Annotated in this window: 13 protein-coding genes and 3 pseudogenes; 7 read left to right on the top strand and 9 right to left on the bottom strand. The window is 67.7% G+C overall.

Annotation, left to right across the window (positions count from 1 at the left end; translation table 11 throughout):
• A pseudogene (locus tag ACIGKQ_RS24555) lies at positions 1-321 on the top strand (hypothetical protein); the annotation flags it as partial.
• Here the strand turns inward: ACIGKQ_RS24555 and ACIGKQ_RS24550 are convergent.
• On the bottom strand, positions 295-1905 hold the full coding sequence (locus tag ACIGKQ_RS24550; RefSeq protein WP_396575118.1) for an N-acetylmuramoyl-L-alanine amidase: 1611 nt from the start codon (positions 1903-1905) through the stop codon (positions 295-297). The pseudogene ACIGKQ_RS24555 and the gene ACIGKQ_RS24550 sit on opposite strands and share 27 nt — an antisense overlap.
• 99 nt (positions 1906-2004) lie before the next feature.
• Entirely contained in the window at positions 2005-3324 is a 1320-nt protein-coding gene (locus ACIGKQ_RS24545; RefSeq protein WP_396575117.1) for a hypothetical protein, read from the bottom strand.
• Between the two features lie 207 nt (positions 3325-3531).
• On the opposite strand from ACIGKQ_RS24545, the gene ACIGKQ_RS24540 reads away from it, so the two are divergent.
• The 5 genes from ACIGKQ_RS24540 to ACIGKQ_RS24520 all read left to right on the top strand — a co-directional run bounded on the left by ACIGKQ_RS24540 (position 3532) and on the right by ACIGKQ_RS24520 (position 11832).
• The gene (locus ACIGKQ_RS24540; protein WP_396575116.1) at positions 3532-5361 is read left to right on the top strand and encodes a dynamin family protein; all 1830 of its coding nucleotides are present in this window, start codon (positions 3532-3534) and stop codon (positions 5359-5361) included.
• The gene (locus tag ACIGKQ_RS24535) at positions 5358-6794 is read left to right on the top strand and encodes a GTPase (protein WP_396575115.1); all 1437 of its coding nucleotides are present in this window, start codon (positions 5358-5360) and stop codon (positions 6792-6794) included. Before ACIGKQ_RS24540 ends, ACIGKQ_RS24535 begins: the two co-directional genes overlap by 4 nt.
• 28 nt (positions 6795-6822) lie before the next feature.
• Entirely contained in the window at positions 6823-8754 is a 1932-nt protein-coding gene (locus tag ACIGKQ_RS24530) for an Hsp70 family protein (RefSeq protein WP_396575114.1), read from the top strand.
• A 105-nt stretch (positions 8755-8859) separates the two neighbouring features.
• Positions 8860-9555 (top strand): hypothetical protein, encoded by a 696-nt coding sequence (locus ACIGKQ_RS24525; RefSeq protein WP_235723296.1) that lies wholly within the window; start codon positions 8860-8862, stop codon positions 9553-9555.
• A gap of 33 nt (positions 9556-9588) precedes the next feature.
• Positions 9589-11832, top strand: coding sequence for an ATP-binding cassette domain-containing protein (locus ACIGKQ_RS24520; RefSeq protein ID WP_396575113.1), 2244 nt, complete (start codon positions 9589-9591; stop codon positions 11830-11832).
• Positions 11833-11929: 97 nt separating this feature from the next.
• On the opposite strand, the gene ACIGKQ_RS24515 is transcribed toward ACIGKQ_RS24520, so the two are convergent.
• The 4 genes from ACIGKQ_RS24515 to ACIGKQ_RS24500 form a co-directional block, all read right to left on the bottom strand.
• Positions 11930-12547: a hypothetical protein gene (locus ACIGKQ_RS24515; protein WP_396575112.1), complete on the bottom strand. Its 618-nt coding sequence runs from the start codon at positions 12545-12547 to the stop codon at positions 11930-11932.
• 226 nt (positions 12548-12773) lie between these two features.
• Positions 12774-13172: a hypothetical protein gene (locus tag ACIGKQ_RS24510; RefSeq protein WP_328716017.1), complete on the bottom strand. Its 399-nt coding sequence runs from the start codon at positions 13170-13172 to the stop codon at positions 12774-12776.
• A gap of 260 nt (positions 13173-13432) precedes the next feature.
• Positions 13433-14821: an IS1380 family transposase gene (locus ACIGKQ_RS24505; protein WP_396575111.1), complete on the bottom strand. Its 1389-nt coding sequence runs from the start codon at positions 14819-14821 to the stop codon at positions 13433-13435.
• A gap of 156 nt (positions 14822-14977) precedes the next feature.
• Positions 14978-15907, bottom strand: a complete 930-nt coding sequence (locus ACIGKQ_RS24500; RefSeq protein ID WP_266063714.1) for a helix-turn-helix transcriptional regulator — start codon at positions 15905-15907, stop codon at positions 14978-14980.
• A gap of 101 nt (positions 15908-16008) precedes the next feature.
• Here ACIGKQ_RS24500 and ACIGKQ_RS24495 point away from each other — a divergent pair, with 101 nt between their 5' ends.
• Positions 16009-16707 (top strand): SDR family NAD(P)-dependent oxidoreductase, encoded by a 699-nt coding sequence (locus tag ACIGKQ_RS24495; RefSeq protein WP_266063715.1) that lies wholly within the window; start codon positions 16009-16011, stop codon positions 16705-16707.
• A 63-nt stretch (positions 16708-16770) separates the two neighbouring features.
• On the opposite strand, the pseudogene ACIGKQ_RS24490 reads toward ACIGKQ_RS24495, so the two are convergent.
• From ACIGKQ_RS24490 to ACIGKQ_RS24480, 3 genes and pseudogenes are all read right to left on the bottom strand, one after another.
• Positions 16771-16911, bottom strand: a pseudogene (locus ACIGKQ_RS24490) (ISL3 family transposase); the annotation flags it as partial.
• Between the two features lie 228 nt (positions 16912-17139).
• Positions 17140-17664, bottom strand: a pseudogene (locus ACIGKQ_RS24485) (aldehyde dehydrogenase family protein); the annotation flags it as partial.
• Positions 17665-17694: 30 nt separating this feature from the next.
• Positions 17695-17825 (bottom strand): IS3 family transposase (locus tag ACIGKQ_RS24480; RefSeq protein WP_396575119.1); only part of this gene is annotated, 131 nt, incomplete at its 5' end.

Here is a 17825-nt window from a genome sequence, read left to right as displayed (position 1 = left end):
ACCGAGTTCATCACCCCCGAAGGCCTCGTCATCGCCGGCGATACCGAAAGCATGGAGAAACTGTTCCCCGGACTACGACGTATCCGATTCAAACCGCCACCACCGGCGGCCGACAAAAGCACCGACACACCGCCACCGCCGCCGACACCACCCACCCGCTCCACACCTCGGGTGGCAGCCAAACACGCCCGCCGACAGCAGGAACGCGAACGCAACCGACAACGACGAGAGGAGTTGGAAGCGAGGGAAACCGATCCGAACGACGACGACCCGATCGGTGGCTCGACCGACGAATCAGGCGGCGGGAGGCGGCGCCGGTGACACCGGCTCGGCGGGCGGCGGTGCCGGTGCGGGCTCCGCCGGCGGTACCGACTCCTGCGGTGCCGGTTCTGGCGGTGCCGAGGAGCCCGCCACCATCGTGCGGATCGGACCCAGTGCGGCGTAACCGAACTCACCGGGACAACTGGTGTTGTTGTAGTCGCGGTGGCCGCTGATCACCGGCAGATTGGTGACGGCGCCGACCGGGAACTTGCTGTCGGAGAAGTACTCCGCGGTCAGCTGCGCGTTGGTCGCGGGGTTCACCCCTGCCTTCCCGAGGCGCCAGCGCAGGAAGTTCGCCACCGACGAGATCATCGGTGTGGTCGGTGCGACCTCGTCGAGATTGCCGATCATCGACACCCCGACCGTGTTCTTGTTGAACCCGCCGGTGTGCGTGCCCTCCACGTTCCGGTCGAGACCACCGAACGCACCCTCGAAGATCTGACCGTACTTGTCGACCAGCACGTTGTAGCCGATGTCGCACCAGTTCAGCGTGCGTGCGTGATACGCGTAGATGCCGCGGACGATCTCCGCCGACTGCTCCGGCGTGTAAGCGTTGCTGCCCGCGGTGTGGTGGACCACGGCGCCGCGGACGTTCGGGGAGAACGTCGGCTGTGAGCACCGCATCGACTCGTCGGCGCCCCATTGTGCCCGCGCAACCACCTGCGGACCGCCGAGTAGAGGCGTCAGCAACGATGACCCGAGCGACAGCAGACCTTCCGGGCTGATGAGCGCCGCCGTCAACGCAGGCACCACGGTCTCGAGCAGCTCCGTGACGACGGTGCTGGCGGTGCCGATGCCGAGTTCGACCAGACCGCCGCCCTGCGGTTCGGCCGCCGGGATCGCGAGCCCGTCGTCGGACACCGCCACCTGGACCTCCTTGGCGTCACCCACCCACACCGGTTCGGTGCCCATCGGGTGCTCCGCTGAGACCGGGTAGGCCGTGTCGACCGGGTCGAGATCGAGCCAGTCCCCCCACGACCCGTCGTCGTTGCGGGCCCGCAGCATCATCGACGCATCGACCGCCCGGTCCCAGGTGAACGCGACCATCTTCAGCGGGTCGTCGCGGACGATGTGCTTGACCGCCACGCCAACCTCCCGGCCGTCGGCCATCCGCGGCGGTGCCGGCGGTGCCTCCGGCGCGGCCGACTTCGCACCGGGCGACGTCGGTGCCTGCGGCGCCGGTGACGCCTCCGGCTTCGGCTCGGATTCCGATTCGGCCGACGGTTCGGGATTCTGCTGCGGCGCCGGCTCGACCGGCTCGGACTCGGGGTCGGCAGGCGTCTCCGGCGCTGCCGGGCCCTGCACGCCGCTCAGGTCACGCAACCCGAATGCCGTCGGATCGATCTCGGGCAGCTTCAGCCCGGCCGCCGACAGCCCTGACTCGGCGAGATCGACCACCGCCGACGGCACATCGCCGAGCCCGATCTGATCGATTGCGGTCGGCGGCACTTCTCGATGGTTGTCGGTGGGTCGTGGCTCCGACCCGGTCACGATGATGGCGAACGGACTCGCGACGATCGCAGCGGTGATCGTCGCGAGCACGAACGACGGCCTGGGGCGGGCGTTGGGACGAACTCGGCGCATGGTTCGCCATCGTGGTGGTCGGATGCCTCGGACATCCGCACCGCGCGCCGCTTCTCAGTAACCCGTGATGCAGTTGTTATCTAGTGTGACTCGTGTGAATCACTCCGCCTGCTGATCGGCCTTGGTCAAGATCACGTACTGCGCCGAGATCTGCTGGTGCACGTCCTGCTCACTACTCGACGACACCGAGGCCACGTAGCGACCGTCACGCACGATGCACCAGAAGAACTGTGTCTTCGATTGGCAGTTCGCCACCGGCAGGCCCGCCGGGCTGTCGATGTCGGACCAGCCCTGATTGCGGTTCGAGGCGAGGAACGCGTCGACGATCTTCTGACCGCCCTCGGCCGTCTCGGCCCGGTACACGGTCGAGCGCTCGACGGCGTTGGCGGTGGACCCCGTCTCGGTGAGCACGTTGTAGTCGGTCACCGGATCGGTACTCGTGTGCGCCATCCCGCGCGGACCGTAGACCGCCCGCACGCTGCCGCCGGGCACGTTGACCTTGGCGTCTTTCAGTTCCTCGTCGCTGTAGGGCAGCGCGTAGATGAGGACATGGTCTTGGTCGATCTGTGGCGCGCTGGAGCCGGAGACGCCCCGCGCGGCCGCCTCGGCCTTGGTGGGTGTGGCGGGGAACTGATCGATCAGCGGTGTCTGCAATTGCAACGCCTTGCGGATCGTGGGTTCGAGGCGGTCCTGCTGAGTCGGCGTCGTCTCGTACCACTGGTAGAGCACATAGGTCTGATGCGGCGTGAACGCCATGATCTGCCGGTTGCCGCCGCTGGTGCCGCGAACCACCAGGGTGTCGGGCAGACCTGGCAGGGTGCTGGGGCGGGTGCCGGCGGATTTCGCGGCCGCGTCGGCCATCTGCTGTGCCGCGGCGGTGGCGTCACCTGCGGTCAGATACCGCACCACCAGGTTGTTGAGACTGCGCCGCTGACCAGCGCGCAGACTCTCGTCCGGGGTCGCCGCCGTCGAGACATAACCGCCGAGCATCTTCTCGTTGGCGGGCACGTTCGCGACCTCCGGGGACAATACCAGGCGCAGATTCGACTTCCCGGTGATCACCATCGTGGGCAGCCCGCTCTTCGTGAGATCGGCATCGATCTCGAACGGTACGACGATGAACTGCGCCATCCGCTGGCCTTCGACCTGCAGGATGTTGTCGGTGGTCGCCTTCCCGAACTCCGGCCGCGGCGCGGTCGGGTAGGCCCCGGTGTCCAGGGCGGCGAGATCCACCGAGGGCTCGGCGGCCGACGACACCGCCGCGACCTGTGTGCTCCTCGGCGTCCCGTCGGTGGTGCAGCCGGCGACCGCGATCAGCGCGGCGGCCAGCGCGCCGGAGGCCGCCAGCCACCGTCCTGCTCTCGCTCGTCCACCTGGCGTCGGTGCGCACATCATCTTGTCGTTCCCCTCTCGCAGCATCCCGACCTGTAGCGGCGGGCTCACAACTGTGTCGTGGGTTCGATGCGGTGGCGACCGACGAATGTTCCCCCGAGCTTCGGATGCAGATTAGTGCACCGAAGGAATGACCAGCGCAGAATTCATCTCGGTAGACTACGGCCCCGGCAGGCAGCTGATATCCGTGCTCTGCTGTTTTCCGTGACCGAACATGACCGGGGGAAGCCATCGATGGGTGAGTCCACGCCGCAGGCAGTGGCCTCCGGAACCGCCCCTGCGGAGGTGTCCGCGGTGGTCGACGGTGCGGTCAAAGTGCTGCGCGCCTATCAGCTCGATGGGCTCGCCGACGTCGCGTTGGCCAAGCTCGATCGCGGTGTGCAGACGCGCACCGTGGTGGTGGTGGGCGAGGTGCAGCGCGGCAAGAGTTCGCTCGTCAACGCACTTGTCGGACAACGAGATCTCTGTCCGGTCGGGGTCGATGTGACGTCCTCGGTGGCGGTCGGCGTCACCCCCGAAGCCGGCCTCGAACAGGCGCGTGTGGCCGAGCTGTTCTTCCCGACCGGGTCGCGGCGGATCGATGTCGCGGAGTTGCCGCAGTGGGTGACCACCACGGGGACGCATGTGTGTGACCCGCGCGTCGACGAGCTGCCGACCGCCGCCGCACTGGCGGTGCGGGATGCCCGGATGGCCGACATGACCCTCGTCGACACCCCGGGGGTCGGGGGGCTCGACCCGAGGTTGGCGCGGCTGGCCGCCCAGTCGGCCGAACAGGCGTGCGTGCTCGTGTTGGTGTGTGATGCGTCGTCGCCGCTGACCGCCCCGGAGATGGCGTTCGTCCGGGAAGCGACGGCCACCGTGGACTCGGTGATCGTGGTGGTCACCAAGACCGACAAGAACCTGCGTCGCTGGCGCGAGATCGTCGCCGAGAACGAACAGATCCTGGCCACCGAGCTGGGACGGCCGGTGACCGTGCTGGGGGTGTCGAGCCTGCTCGCGGTGATCGCTGCCGACATCGACGACCCCACCGTCCGAGATCGCCTCGAAGAGGACAGCGGGATCACCACGCTGCGCACCGAGATCGGCCGACGGCTCGATGCCGCCGCCGAACTCCCACACCTCGATGCAGTGCGCACCTGCCTGGAAGGACTGCGGTCGGTCCGGAGCAGGGTGCGCCGCGAACTCGACGCAGTGGCGGCGGGCGCGGATGCGTTGCCCGACCTGACCGCCGACCTGAACCGCCTTGCCGAACTGCAGGAGCAGTCGCGGCAGTGGGAGCAGTACCTGGCGCGGGACCTGACGTTGCTGCGACAGTCGGCCATCGACGACCTCGAGCGCCGCCTCGACGAGATCCGCGACAAGTGGACGACATACGTCAACACCCATGGCATGGCCGTGCTGCGGCGCAGCGAGCAGAAGTTCACCGCGGACATGCAGGCCGACCTGCAACAGGCGATGGCACAGACACTGTCGACCTTCCTGGCCCGCCTGCACGATGAGATCATCGCCCCCCGGTTTGCCGACGACCCGAGTGTCTGGGAGGAACTCAGCGCGCGCATCGTCACGTCCATGCAGGACAAACGGATCGAGTCTCATCAGGTCGGCAACAAGCGCCACGGACTGCTCGATCCCACCCTGCTGACAATGGGTGTCGTGGGTGGCTCGACACTCGGCGGTTTGTTGGGTCTGTCCGCATTGATGGGCGTCGGCGTGGTGGTGGGCACGGTATGGGTGGGCGTCAATCTGAGCTACCGGGCCATCCGGGCAGGCAAGACCAATCTGCTCACCTGGCTGCGCGAGACGATCGCCACCACCAAGGCGGCCACCGGCCGGCTGCTGGAAAGTGCAGTGGCGCAGTCGCGCCCGGAGATCATCATCCGCTACCGCGATCACCTGCGGACCACCATCGAGCAGCTGCAGAAAACCATCAACGAGGTCCAAAAGGCGGCGTCGGCCGACGCCGCGGCCCGGGAGAAATCCACCGCCCGGCTGACCACGAACCTGCAGATCGTGGACAAACGGATCGCCGCGGCCGAACAACTGATGGCGGGAGTCGGCGCGTGACACATCCCGATCCGGTGCACGCCACCCTCGATCGCGGCCTGCATCAGCTCGCCGCGTTCGGCGGCGACCTGGCCGCACATGCCAACTCGATCGGCACCATCCTGTGGTCACCGCCGCGGGTGGTGATCGTCGGCCGGCTCAAAGCAGGCAAGTCGACACTGGTCAACGCACTGATCGGGGCGCCGGTGGCCGAGACCGCCGCGTTGGAGGCCACCAACACCGTGACCGTCTACCAGGACGGTTCGCCGTCGCGTGCTGAAGTTGTGGGCGTCGACGGGCGACGCCATCCGGTGACGGTTGGTCCGCATCAGCAGGTCCCGCTGCCGCTGGCCACCCCCGACATCGCCTACGTGGACCGGTGGTTGCCGTCGGCGGCGCTGCGTCGATTGACTCTCATCGACACTCCCGGCCTGTCGACGCTGACGGTGGCCAACGACACCGCCACCCGACGCGCCACCATCGACGGGTTCGAACAGACCCGCAGCGCATCGATCGACGCCGACGCTGCGGTCTTCCTCTTCGACGCGGCACCCCGGATCGACGAGATCGAGTTCCTCTCCCAGTTGCCGTTCACGCCGCTGAACATGCTCGGCGTGCTCTCGCGGGCCGACTCCTTCGGCGAGGGCGCGCTGGGCCGTCGCGACCCGCTCGGGCATGCCGCCGAGCACGCCGTGCGGATGGCACGACAGCTGTCGGCGACGGTCAGCACAGTAGTGCCGATCTCCGGGCTGATGGCCCAGACCAGCCACACCGGCATGCTGACCGAACACCATGCCGCAGCGCTCGGCCGGCTGCGCGGGATGCCGACGCTCGAGTTGATCCGCACCTTCGACGCCGACGACGCCGACGAGGTGTTGCCGCTGACAGTGCGCATCCAGCTGCTCGGCTTGCTCGGCGAATACGGCGTACTCAACGGGCGCGAGATCGCCGCAGGCGGTGCGGCGGCACTGAATGCATGGCTGACCGACCGATCTGGCATCGGCGGGCTGATGCGGGCTCTGGACGCGTCCACCACGCGCTTCGCCATCCTGCATCGCGCGCACCGCATCCTGGCGCGACTCGATCAGCTGTCCTTCACTCACCCGGCGCGAGAGCAGATCCGTTCGCTGGCAGCGCAATTGCGCGCAGCGCCGGCGCTGCAGATGGTGACCGTCCTGGAGGACTATCAGCGCATGCTGCGAACCGATCCGCAGGCGTCGATCACCGACGAGCTGCGCACCGTGCTCACCGCGACCACCCCGGCGGGACGTGTGGGATTGCCTGATGACGCACCGCCGCAGGCGGTGACCGCGGAGGCGGCCCGGCGGCTGGGGATGCTCCAGCAACGCTCGTTGGCCACCGGGTCGGCGGCCGAGGATGCCGCCATCGTCACCCTGATCCGCACCTACACCGCCCCTACTGTGCCGACCACCCCGACTCCGCCACCGGGCTGAGCCCGCCGCATCCGAGGAACCGAGACCCATGACCCCGCCGCCGATGAATCCGCACCCGATGCACCCGGGACCGATGACCCAGCAACCGATGACCCCGCCGCCCCCGACAGCGGCCGCGTGGACGCTGGCCGTCGACTTCGGCACTTCCAACTCCGCCGCCGCGCACTCCGGGGCGACCAGCGGTGGCATCGAGACGCTGGCGCTCTCGCACACCAGCAACCTGATGCCGTCGGCGGTGTACGTCGCCGGCAGCGGCGGCAACATCGCCGTCGGTGACGCGGCGATCAATGCCGCACAACAGAATCCGTCGGGCTTCGTGGCCTCTCCGAAACGTTTGATCGGTGCTGACCCGACCTGCACCGTCAACGGGCAGACCATGCCGACCTACGTCCTCGTGTCGGCGGTGATCCGGACGATCATCGCGCGTGGAATGGCCGCGCACGCCGGGACGCCGCCCGCGCAGGTGGTGCTCACCCATCCGGAAGCCTGGGCGCAGCAGCAGATACGGGTGCTGGTGGACGCGGCGGCCACGGCCGGGATCCACCCGGCGCGGATCGTCACCGTCTCCGAACCCCGTGCCGCCGCGGCGCACTACTCGCGATCGCACGCGATGCAACCGGGAGCGCGGATCGCGGTCTTCGACTTCGGTGGCGGCACACTGGATATCGCGGTGTTGACGGTGACCGCGCCCAACTCCTTCGAGGTGATCGCGGCCCGCGGCGACAACGGGCTCGGCGGCAAGAACCTCGACGCCCTCGTGCAGCGGTGGGTCGAGGAACGCCTGGCCGACCGTGATCCGGATGTCGTGACGTGGCTGCGCCGGCAGGCGTCCGTGGATGTGATGCAGAGCCTGCAGGATTCGATTCGGCACGCCAAGGAGTTGTTGTCGGAGGCGCCGTCGGCCACCATCACCGTGCCCACCCCCACCGGCCGCACCACCCTGCAGATCACCCGCGACGAATTCGACGAGCTCATCGCTCCGGCCGTGGGGCAGGCGATGCAGCTGACGCGTGCGGCGCTCGGTGACGCGGGAATCACTCACGCAGATCAGCTGTCGGCGCTGTATCTCACCGGCGGGTCGTCGCGCATCCCGATGATTCAGCAGCGGCTCACCGAACTCGGTCCCGTCGCCACGCTCGACGATCCGAAAACCGTGGTCGCCCAGGGTGCATTGGTAACCGCCATCGTCGAGGGCGCCCCGCGTACCAACGAACGGCCGGCCGGCGTGCCGTCAGCGTCCGATCGGATGCCGGCTCCCCCCGGTGCGGGCACCGGTCTGAACGCCGCGAAGTCGGTGGCACCGACCCCCTCGTCGTCGGGTGGTCGACGGTGGGGACGGATCGCCGCGATCGCCGTCGGGGTGATCGCCGTGGTGGGAATCGGTGCCGGCGCTGCCGCTCTGGTGAACTCTTCCGACGACGACAACCCGAATCCCGACGTCCCGTCGGCCTCCGGGACGCCCGACGCGTCAGGAGACACGGGGCAGGTGAGCGCCGCCGGCGAAACCGGCAAAGACGGTGGCCGAATCCTGACCGACGAGACCGCCCTGATGGCCGCGCTGCCCGGGCCGCTGCAGGCGTCAGTCGCCAACTGCCGCAAGACCGGCTTCAACAGCAACGACGCCGTCAAGATGCTGTGCGACATCGCCGAGGACAGCACGTTGGCCGAACTCGGCCAACCCGAGTCGCTGACCTACTTCATCTCGTTCCACGTGGACGACAACGAGGCCGACAGCACCATCGTCAACATCCGCAACGGCATCTACTCCGACGGCAAGGGTGAGCTGGTGGAGGATTCCGATCGTGTGTCCGCCGCGGATATCGCACCGCGCTCGAGTGCGGAGTCGAGCTACAAGATCGACTATGCCAACACCTCGACGGGGTTGCTGGTGGACGTGTTCGGCGTGGCAAGCGTCGATGACGCGAAGACCTTCCTCACCCGGTCGGGTCTGATGAACTAAAGCCTCGTTCGGCTCCTCCGGGAACATTGTCACCCTCCGCTGTCGTCAGATCTTTGACAACGCACACAGGCCCCGCCGAGCGGGGTGCGACGAAGGGTGAGAACCATGTCCGACAGCACCGCCACCAGCAACAGCAGCACCGCCACCACCAGCACCAGCACCACCGACAGTTCCGCGCCGGAGGGAACCACCCATAGCGCCGTCGACATCGACCGCGACGGCAACGTCGATGTGGTGCACGGCACCACCGCCGACGGCACCGCGATCAACTCCTACCTCGACGACACCGGCAACGTGGTGCTCGTCGAAGCAGACACCGACCACAACGGCACCTATGACACGCTGGTCTACGGCGGTCCGGACGGCACGACGATCGTCGAATCCGACTCGGACGACGACGGTTCCGCGGATGTGATCGCAAAGCTCTCCGCCGACGGCGACGTGATCCAGATCGACGGCCTCGACCACGGTCAGGTCGTGTCCTCGGCGATCGATGTGGACGGCGACGGCAATCTCGACGTGCAGCTCGTCGACACCGACCGCGACGGCGGTTTCGACACCACCGTCGTCGACGCCGACAACGACGGCTCCCCCGACACCGTGATCACCGACACGGATGGTGACGGTCAGGCCGACCGCATCGGCTATCTCGGTGGTGAGCCGCACGGCGAGAACGCCCCGTCGACGGCGCCGTCGGCCCCCGAGTCCGATGTCCCCGAAGCCGACACTGCAAACACTGATCCCGCAGACGCCTACGAACCGTACGCCGACACCACTCTCGACGCACACGACGCGTTCTGACCGGGCCTGCGGGTCACCGAGATGATGGCCACGATGATCCGCGGCACCGTGACGGTGGGCGCGACCGTCCACGAGCTCGGCGAGCATCCGCAGGTGAGCGTCGGGTCCGCGGTCGGCAACGACATCGTCGTCGATCACCCGCTGATCGCCGCCCGCCACGTGCAGATCGAGTGGCGGACCAACCGATGGTGGGTATCCGCGCAGGATCCCGCGATGCCGGCCTTCGTGGCCGGCATCGCGGTCACCGAGGTCATGGTCGCCGCGCCGACCGTGGTGCGTCTCTCCGACCCCGACGACGGTCCGTCGCTGGTGATCGACCTGGTCGTCGATCAACCCGACCGGTGGTCCGAGCGCGGGATCACGGTGCGCGGCATCACCACGATCGGACGCACCCCGGACAACGATGTGGTGGTCGAGGACATGCCGGCATCCCGTCATCACGCCCGGGTCGTCCGACAGGTCAACGAGGAGCTGATCATCGAAGACCTCGCCAGCAGCAACGGCACCTATGTCGACGGTCACCGAGTCGACCGGGCCGCGCTTCTCGACGGATCGGTGATCACGATCGGCAACACCGACCTCATGGTGAACGGCGATGTCCTCGCCCGTGATGGCGCACCCGCAGGAGCCTCCGACGGCCTGCACGTGCGTGGCGTCGGACTCACCCTCGATAGTGGCACCACGTTGCTGCGTGACGTCGAATTCACCGCCCGCCCCGGCACATTGACGGCGGTGATCGGACCATCCGGGGCGGGGAAGTCGACGGTGGCCCGGGTGGTCGCCGGCCTGAGCACCCCGTCGGCCGGCGTGGTGACCTTCGAGGGCCGCGACGTGCACGGCGAGTACGACGCGATGCACACCCGGATTGGGATGGTGCCGCAGAACGATGTGCTGCACCGGCGGCTCACCGTGCGCGAGGCGCTCGGCTACGCCGCCGAACTGCGGCTGCCGCCGGATCTGACCTCCGCCGATCGCGACCGTGTCGTCGCCGGGGTTCTCGCCGAACTGCAGCTGTCCGATCACCTCGACACCCGCATTGACCGACTGTCCGGCGGCCAGCGCAAACGTGCCTCGATGGCGATGGAGTTGCTGACCGGGCCCAGCCTGCTGATCCTCGACGAACCGACCTCGGGTCTCGATCCGGCACTCGACCGCCAGGTGATGGCCGCGCTGCGTCGCCTCGCCGACGCCGGGCGCGTGGTTCTGGTCGTCACGCACTCGCTGGCACATCTCGCGATGTGCGATCAAGTGCTTCTGCTGGCGCCCGGTGGCCGCACCGCCTTCGTCGGCCGCCCCGACCACATCCCGGCCGCGATGGGCAGCGCCGACTGGGCCGAGGTCTTCGCCTTCGTGACTGCGCACCCGGTGCTCGCCCATCGGGCCCACCTCGACCGCTCCCGGCGAGCGCCCGCCATCCCGGTTCGACGGCCCACCGGGCCGCTGATCGGTACGCCACAGGCGTCGGCGTTCCGGCAGTGTGACACCGTCATCCGCCGACAATTCCGACTCCTCGTCGCCGACCCCGGCTATCTGGCGTTCCTCGCGGCACTACCGCTGGTCCTCGGCCTGCTGACGCTGGTGATCCCGGGCTCGCGGGGATTCGCGGTCAACCAGAATCCCGAGACCGCCGGCGAAGCCCTGCAGATCCTGGTGATCCTGGTGGTCGGCGCGACCTTCATGGGCACGGCGCTCACCATCCGCGATCTCATCGGTGAGCGCGACGTCTTCGAACGAGAGCGGGCCGTCGGGTTGCGTCCCGGTGCCTACCTTGCGGCGAAGATCGTCGTGTTCTGCAGCGTGGCGGTGACCCAGTGCATGGTCATGATCACGATCACCTTCCTGGGCAAAGGGATTCCCGCCGGCGGTGTGTTCGGTACCGCTCCGCTGGAACTCGTGTGCGCGGTCAGTGCACTCGCCTGCGTCAGCACCGTCGTCGGTCTGGCCGTGTCGGTCACGGTGCGCTCCACCGAACAGACGATGCCGCCGCTGGTGGTGTTGATCATCGCGCAGCTGGTGTTCTGCGGCGGGCTGTTCCGTATCAGCACACCGGTGTTGGCCCAGCTGCCCTGGCTGTTCCCGTCCTACTGGGGATACGCGGCCGCAGCCGGTGCGGTCGAGGTGAACACGAACTCACCACTGGCCCCGCAGACCCGAGGCGCCGCCATCTGGAATGCCACTGGGTCGAACGTGGTACTCGCCTGCAGCGCAATGCTTTTGGTGGCGACTGTGCTGGTGACGTACACGATGTCGCGGTTGCAGCCGCAGCGTCGTCGGTAAGTGGGGTCGTCGGTGAGTGGCGAGCAGACGACAACGCCCCCGACCGCCGGGGTGGGCTGGTCGGGGGCGATGCGATGAGGGGTGCGATGAGTGGAGGTCAGAGCACCGTGTCGTCGGCGCCGTAGCCGCTGCCGTCCTCGGAGTGCGGGACCTGGTCCTGGCCGTAGGGGTCGCTGCCGTACGAGTCGCTGCCGTAGGAATCGCCACCACCGGAGTAGGAATCGGCCTGGCCGTCACCGTCGTTGTCGGCGACGTAGGTGTCGAGCTGTCCGTCGCCGTCCGTGTCGGCAGCGATGTAGTCGATGCGACCGTCACCGTCCCGGTCGTAGGAGATGCGGTCGGCGACACCGTCGCGGTCGGTGTCCTCGATGACGGTGTCCGGTGCGCCGTTTCCGTCCTGGTCGAGGGTCGAGGCCACGATCTGGCCGTTCTCCACGGTGTCGACGCGGGTGAGATCGCCGTCGCGGTCGACGTGCGCAATCGTGTCGATGCGGCCGTCGTCGTCGTGGCCGACCAGCGTGGTGCCGTCGGCGGTGGACACCGCGGCAGTGTCGTAGCGCCCGTCGCCGTCGGTGTCGACCTCCACGAGAGAGACATTGCCCGCCGCGTCGTAGTGGACCGCGACGTCGTTGCCCTGCGCATCGGTGGTGTGGCGCACGCCGCCCTCGGTGGCGGTGCCGGGGGTGCTGGAGGTGCCGTGATCGTTGGGGAGCATGGTGGGGCCTTCCTGGTCGATGTGGTCGAGCTGTCACGTGTCTGATGTGCCCGGTCGCCCTAAATGTTCCCCAGTTCTGCCTGCTCTTGTCCCCAGCCGACGTTTTGTCGTCACTCGCTGACCGCCACAGGCGGACGACATGGGCCACGCGTGCGCTTGGACTCGCCGACCCCGCGCGCAGGCGCGCGCACGCCCAAACGCACCCGCCTCGCGGAAGCGAGCTGCCCTACGGTGCCGCCGACACCGACAACGTCACCGGCGCTGAGCACACAGTGTCGCGTGCGGATGTCGACGAGTGGGATGGCGTGTAGATGCCGGCGATCTCGTCGGGTGCGCGGATGAACGGTCTGGTGATGTATCTGGCCGGTCCGGGCAAGGCCAACGAGCACACCAACCCGCATGGGTGGCGGCCTCGACGCGGGAGGTGTTCACCGCCGGCGGTGGTGGTGCGGCGATGACGCGTGAGTCGGCGATGGTGTTGGGACAGAGTCTCGATGAGGCGCGGGTGGTGTTCGGTACCGAGGTCACCCGCCGTGACACCGCGGCGCTCAAGGCCGCTCAGGAACGCGGCACGACCGGGCATGCGGCGATCGCGGAAGCCACGCGGCATGAGAATGTGTGGCATGGCACTGCACCGTGGGAATCCTTCTGGGCCCCTAAACGAAGGGCAGCGCTGCCACCGCAGCCCACGGGCGCTACTACGCCGACATCGTCACTTATCCGCGCGACCGTCAGCTCCCGTGCTCGACAGGGTACTAGCCTCGATCTTTCACGTGGCCGGCGTTTGTGGTGGTCAGCGGGTCAGCGTGGGGTGAGCAGGGACGATTCCCGGCGTTCGGTCGCCGGCTGTTCGAGGTCCTTGGTTGTTCGGGTGGGAGCGACGGCTCAGGCGGTCTGCAAGGTGGTCCAGGCGGTGTCGAGGAGGTCGAGGTAGGGCCAGTCTCGGGGGAGGTGCAGTCGCCGTCGCCGCCCGGTATGCACGATGCGTCCAGCGACCGAGAACAGACGCAGGCGCAGCTTCTTGGGTGCCCATCGGCGTACCGGACTGTGTTCGTGGAATCCCAATGTTTGGGTCCAAGCGATCAGTTCTGCGGCCAGGGACACGATTTCGAGCCACAGCTGGTTGTGCGCGAAACCGTGGAAAGGCAGATTACGCATCCCGGTGTCTTTGAGGCTGCGGATACGGTCCTCGGCACGGGCACGCTGGCGGTGACGCACCTCGAGCATTGGCAGTGTCCAGCCTGGTCCTCGGGTGTTGGTGGCAAAGCAGGTGATATGCCAGCCGTCTTCGTCGGTGAGTCGTAGTTGCGCGCCGGGGTGGGGGCGTTCGCGGCGCGCGATAATCCGCATCCCGACAGGCCACACGTTAAGGCCGGTGAGGTGATCGCGGGTCGTGGTGGGCATCCAGGCGGTCAGTTCGGCGACCTGGGCTCCGTCGCGAGCCTCGCCGTCACCGTTGAGTGCTGCGCGCCACGCCTGCACAGGGATCGTGGCGATTGCAGCGCGGATCGGGTCGCTGACCCCGAATCCGATGGAGTACTGCAACCCGGCGTCGGTGATGTGATGCAAAAACGCTTTCGAACAGCCACCGGTGTCGGTACGCACCAGCACCTGGGCACGGTCGGTGGCCGGTAACTGGGCCAGCGCTGCATCGAGGACAGCGATGTGGTCAGCAGCACCCATCGCGGAGGCATGTCCCGCTCGCAACGTCAGCACCAGGGGTTCTCCGGTGCCGTGTTCGCCATGGTCGACCAACGCACACATCGGATGAAACCCGAACGTGCGTTTATAGGTCGGTGCAGCCGACTCTTTCTCGGAGTGCGCGGTCACCACGGTGGCATCGACATCGACGATGACCTGCCCCGAAAGGCTGGAACCGAGCGGACGGCGCTGTGACCACACCCGGTCGCGAGCCCGCACCCGCGCGTCGCGGATCGCCGAGAGCGCCTCGTCCCCGCCGGCCGCCAATGCCGACAGCACCCGCGATGCCGTCGCATCCGAGGCCACCGTGCCGAACACCCCGGGTTGTGCGCGCAGCACCGCCAGATCAGCCATGCAGTCACCACCCAATGCCAGCACCATCGCCTCATCGACGAGGACCTTCGCAGGATCGTGCAGAGCGCGATCGGACCGCCATGGCGCCAGCGCGTCTGAGAGCACCGCGTCCAGCCCCGAGAGCCGAACCGCCTCGCGTAACAACACTGCCCCCGACGAGGAGACCAGCGACTCGTGGCCGCGTCCAACAACCAACCGTGGATACCAGCTACCCTTCACCTGCGGAGTGCCTCTCTGCTCGGCGGACCTTGACCTTCGACAAGCCAAGAATCCCCCAGCAGACAGGCACTTTCGCGTATCACACGCCGCCCATCACCCAGCCACGTGAAAGATCGAGGCTAGAGACGCGCTTTGCCACACGGTTCTCGCGATCGGCTACGACGGCCGGGAGTGGAGGTTGTGTGGCTCGGATGTCGCGGTGCGGCCGTTCGTTGTGTCGGGCGGGGTCGTCGCGTGGTCGGGTTGGCCGGCGACCAGTGCGAGTGCCAGCTTGCTCTCGTCGTCGCTGCCGGGGACGACGGTGTAGATGACGATCTTGAGGTCGGTGTCGCTGTCGGTGAGGACGTCGCAGTCAACCGTGATTTCGCCGACGTCGGGGCGGATGATCGTCTTTCGGTCCTCGCGGTGGCCGCGGACCTCAGCTTGAGCCCAGAGTCGGGCGAAGCGTGGGTTGCCGGCTGTGGTGCGGGAGATTAGGTTGGCCAGGCGCGGATCGTTCGGATACCGGGCGGATGCTTGGCGCAGGTCGGCGACGACCGCGAGGTCGGATTCGTCGGGGTTGTCTGCGCGCACCGGCCAGAGAGCGACGGTGCCGCGGGTGCCGGGCACGGGGAGCCGGGAGGCGACCAGGTTGCGTTCTTGCGGCAGTACCCCCTGGGGGGCGCCCAGCAGCGCGGCCCAGGCGCGGTTCCACCAGATCAGCCGCCAGTCTGCCGCATAGACCGACACCGGGGTGTCGCCGAGACGGTCGAGGACGCGATGGATGCCCGGCGGGATGTGGTCGTCGATCATCCCCGCGCCCGGCGGGAGTAGACCGGCCAGCCGGTGGAGATGGTCGCGTTCGGGGTGGGTGAGCTGCAGCGCCCGCGCCAGCGCCCCGGTGATCTGCGCGGACGGGGCGACGGCGCGTCCCTGCTCCAGCCGCACCACGTAGTCGACCGACACCCCGGCGAGCTCTGCCAGCTCCTCCCGGCGCAGTCCGGGAGCTCTGCGGCCGTGCCGGGCTGGCAGTCCCGCCGCGGCCGGGCTCAGTCGGTCGCGCCATGCGCGCAGCGTCGCTCCGAGACTGGTTTCCTGTGCATCCACCCCTTCATTGTCGGCCGTCGCCGGCCCGGCAGGGTGGTACGTGTCGTCCTACCTTCCAGCGATCCCTGGCTACCGTCCTCGCCGTGGATGACACTCGAAGCATGACCGACATTATTTTCATCACCGGCGCCAACAAGGGTCTCGGATTCGAGACCGCACGCCGGCTCACCGATCTGGGGCACACTGTCGTCATCGGCGCGCGGGACCAGACGCGCGGTCGTGAGGCCGCCGAGAAGCTCGGGGTCCGGCTGGTCCCGATCGACGTTACCGACGACGTGTCCGTAGCGGCGGCCGCGGCAGATCTGCAGGAGCACGAGGGACGTGTCGATACGCTCATCAACAACGCTGGCATCGTCGGCAGCCGGGCAGCGGCCGATGACCTCACCGGCGCCGACGCGCTGGAGACGTTCAACACGAACGTCGCCAGCGTCGTGCGGGTCACCCACGCGTTCCTGCCGCTGCTTCGACGGGCCGAGCGCCCCCGCGTTGTCAACGTCTCCAGCGGCATGGGCTCCTTCGCCCTCACCCATGACCCCGACCGGGTCGAGTCGGCGGTCATCGGCCCGCTCTATACCTCGTCCAAGGCGGCCGTCACCATGCTCACAACCCAGTACGCCAAAGCGATCCCCGATATCCGGTTCAACGCCGCCGACCCGGGCTACACCGCCACCGACTTCAACGACCACCGCGGCACCCAGACCATCACCGAGGGCACCGACGCCATCATCACCCTCGCCACCGAGGGCCCCTCCGCCGGGACCGGCCGGTTCATCGACCGCCACGGACCGGTCGCCTGGTGAAGCCGATCCGCACCACCCCAGAGGAGGTCGTCACCGCTCTACGGTCACCGGCCGCGGCGACGCGCACCCGGCGCACTTGCAGCGTCGGGTGCGAACCAGCAGCGTGGTCGGGCGGTGTCCGAACGGTTCGTGCGCGAGCTGCCGAATGTCGGTCCCGCGAGATAGCGCCACGCCGCTGCAGCCCCGGCACCACGGGTCCGGCTCGGCGTCCCCGGCACTCGAGGTGGCGAGGGCGGCGGATCGCGGACCATTTTCCGAGTGGCTGGATTCGGAACGCCTGGTGGTGAACATCGCGCGCAGATCTTTGCGGATATGACCGCGCTGCGCGGCGGGCCGATCCACACATGCGCACGACGGGAATGGCAAACTTTCCCTGGAGAGCCGACATGAGCACCGAGATCGCGGGGCTGCAGTGAGTTCAGGATGGCAGTATCAGATGAGATAAGCAGGGACGGTTGTTTGTGCGGTGACCCATTGGGTTTCGGTGAACGCATCGAGGTTCGCTGCAATCCCGCCTACCCGTCCACCGTTACCCGATGCGCCTAATCCGCCGAAGGGTACCGTTGCCTCGTCTCCGACCGTCTGGTCGTTGATGTGTACGAGACCAGCGGGAATCCGCTGGGCAACTTCTAGGCCTCTCATCGCATCAGAGGTCAAGATGCTAAGCGCAAGACCGTATTCGGAATTGTTGGCAATCGCGATCGCGTCTTCGACGGTGCCGAACGAAGCTACAGGGGCGACTGGGCCGAACACCTCGTTGGCGAACGCGGGGACGTGTAGTGGAGTCTGGGAAAGGACAGTGGGGCGATACAGAAGGTCGTCATAAGCGCCGCCGGCTGCTAGCACCGCGCCTGCTTCGATCGAACCGGTGACCAAGGAGTGGATACTGTCGCGCTGGCGAGCGTCGATAATTGGCCCCAGCGCGACGTCGCTGCTGAACGGGTCCCCTACACGGAGATTGGGGCTCCCCCGAAAAAGTGGACACGGTTAGCTTGATTGCTGACTTGTCAGTGATGTGACCTTGAAGTCGATAGGCGAGATCATCCCCAGCGAGCTGTGCCTCCTGTCATGATTGTAGAATCGGATGTAATTGTCAAGTCCTGCAGTAAGATTCGCGT

This window comes from Gordonia sp. NPDC062954, assembly GCF_044543825.1.
Taxonomy (GTDB): domain Bacteria; phylum Actinomycetota; class Actinomycetes; order Mycobacteriales; family Mycobacteriaceae; genus Gordonia; species Gordonia tangerina.
This window is presented reverse-complemented; position numbering and strand designations above follow the sequence as displayed.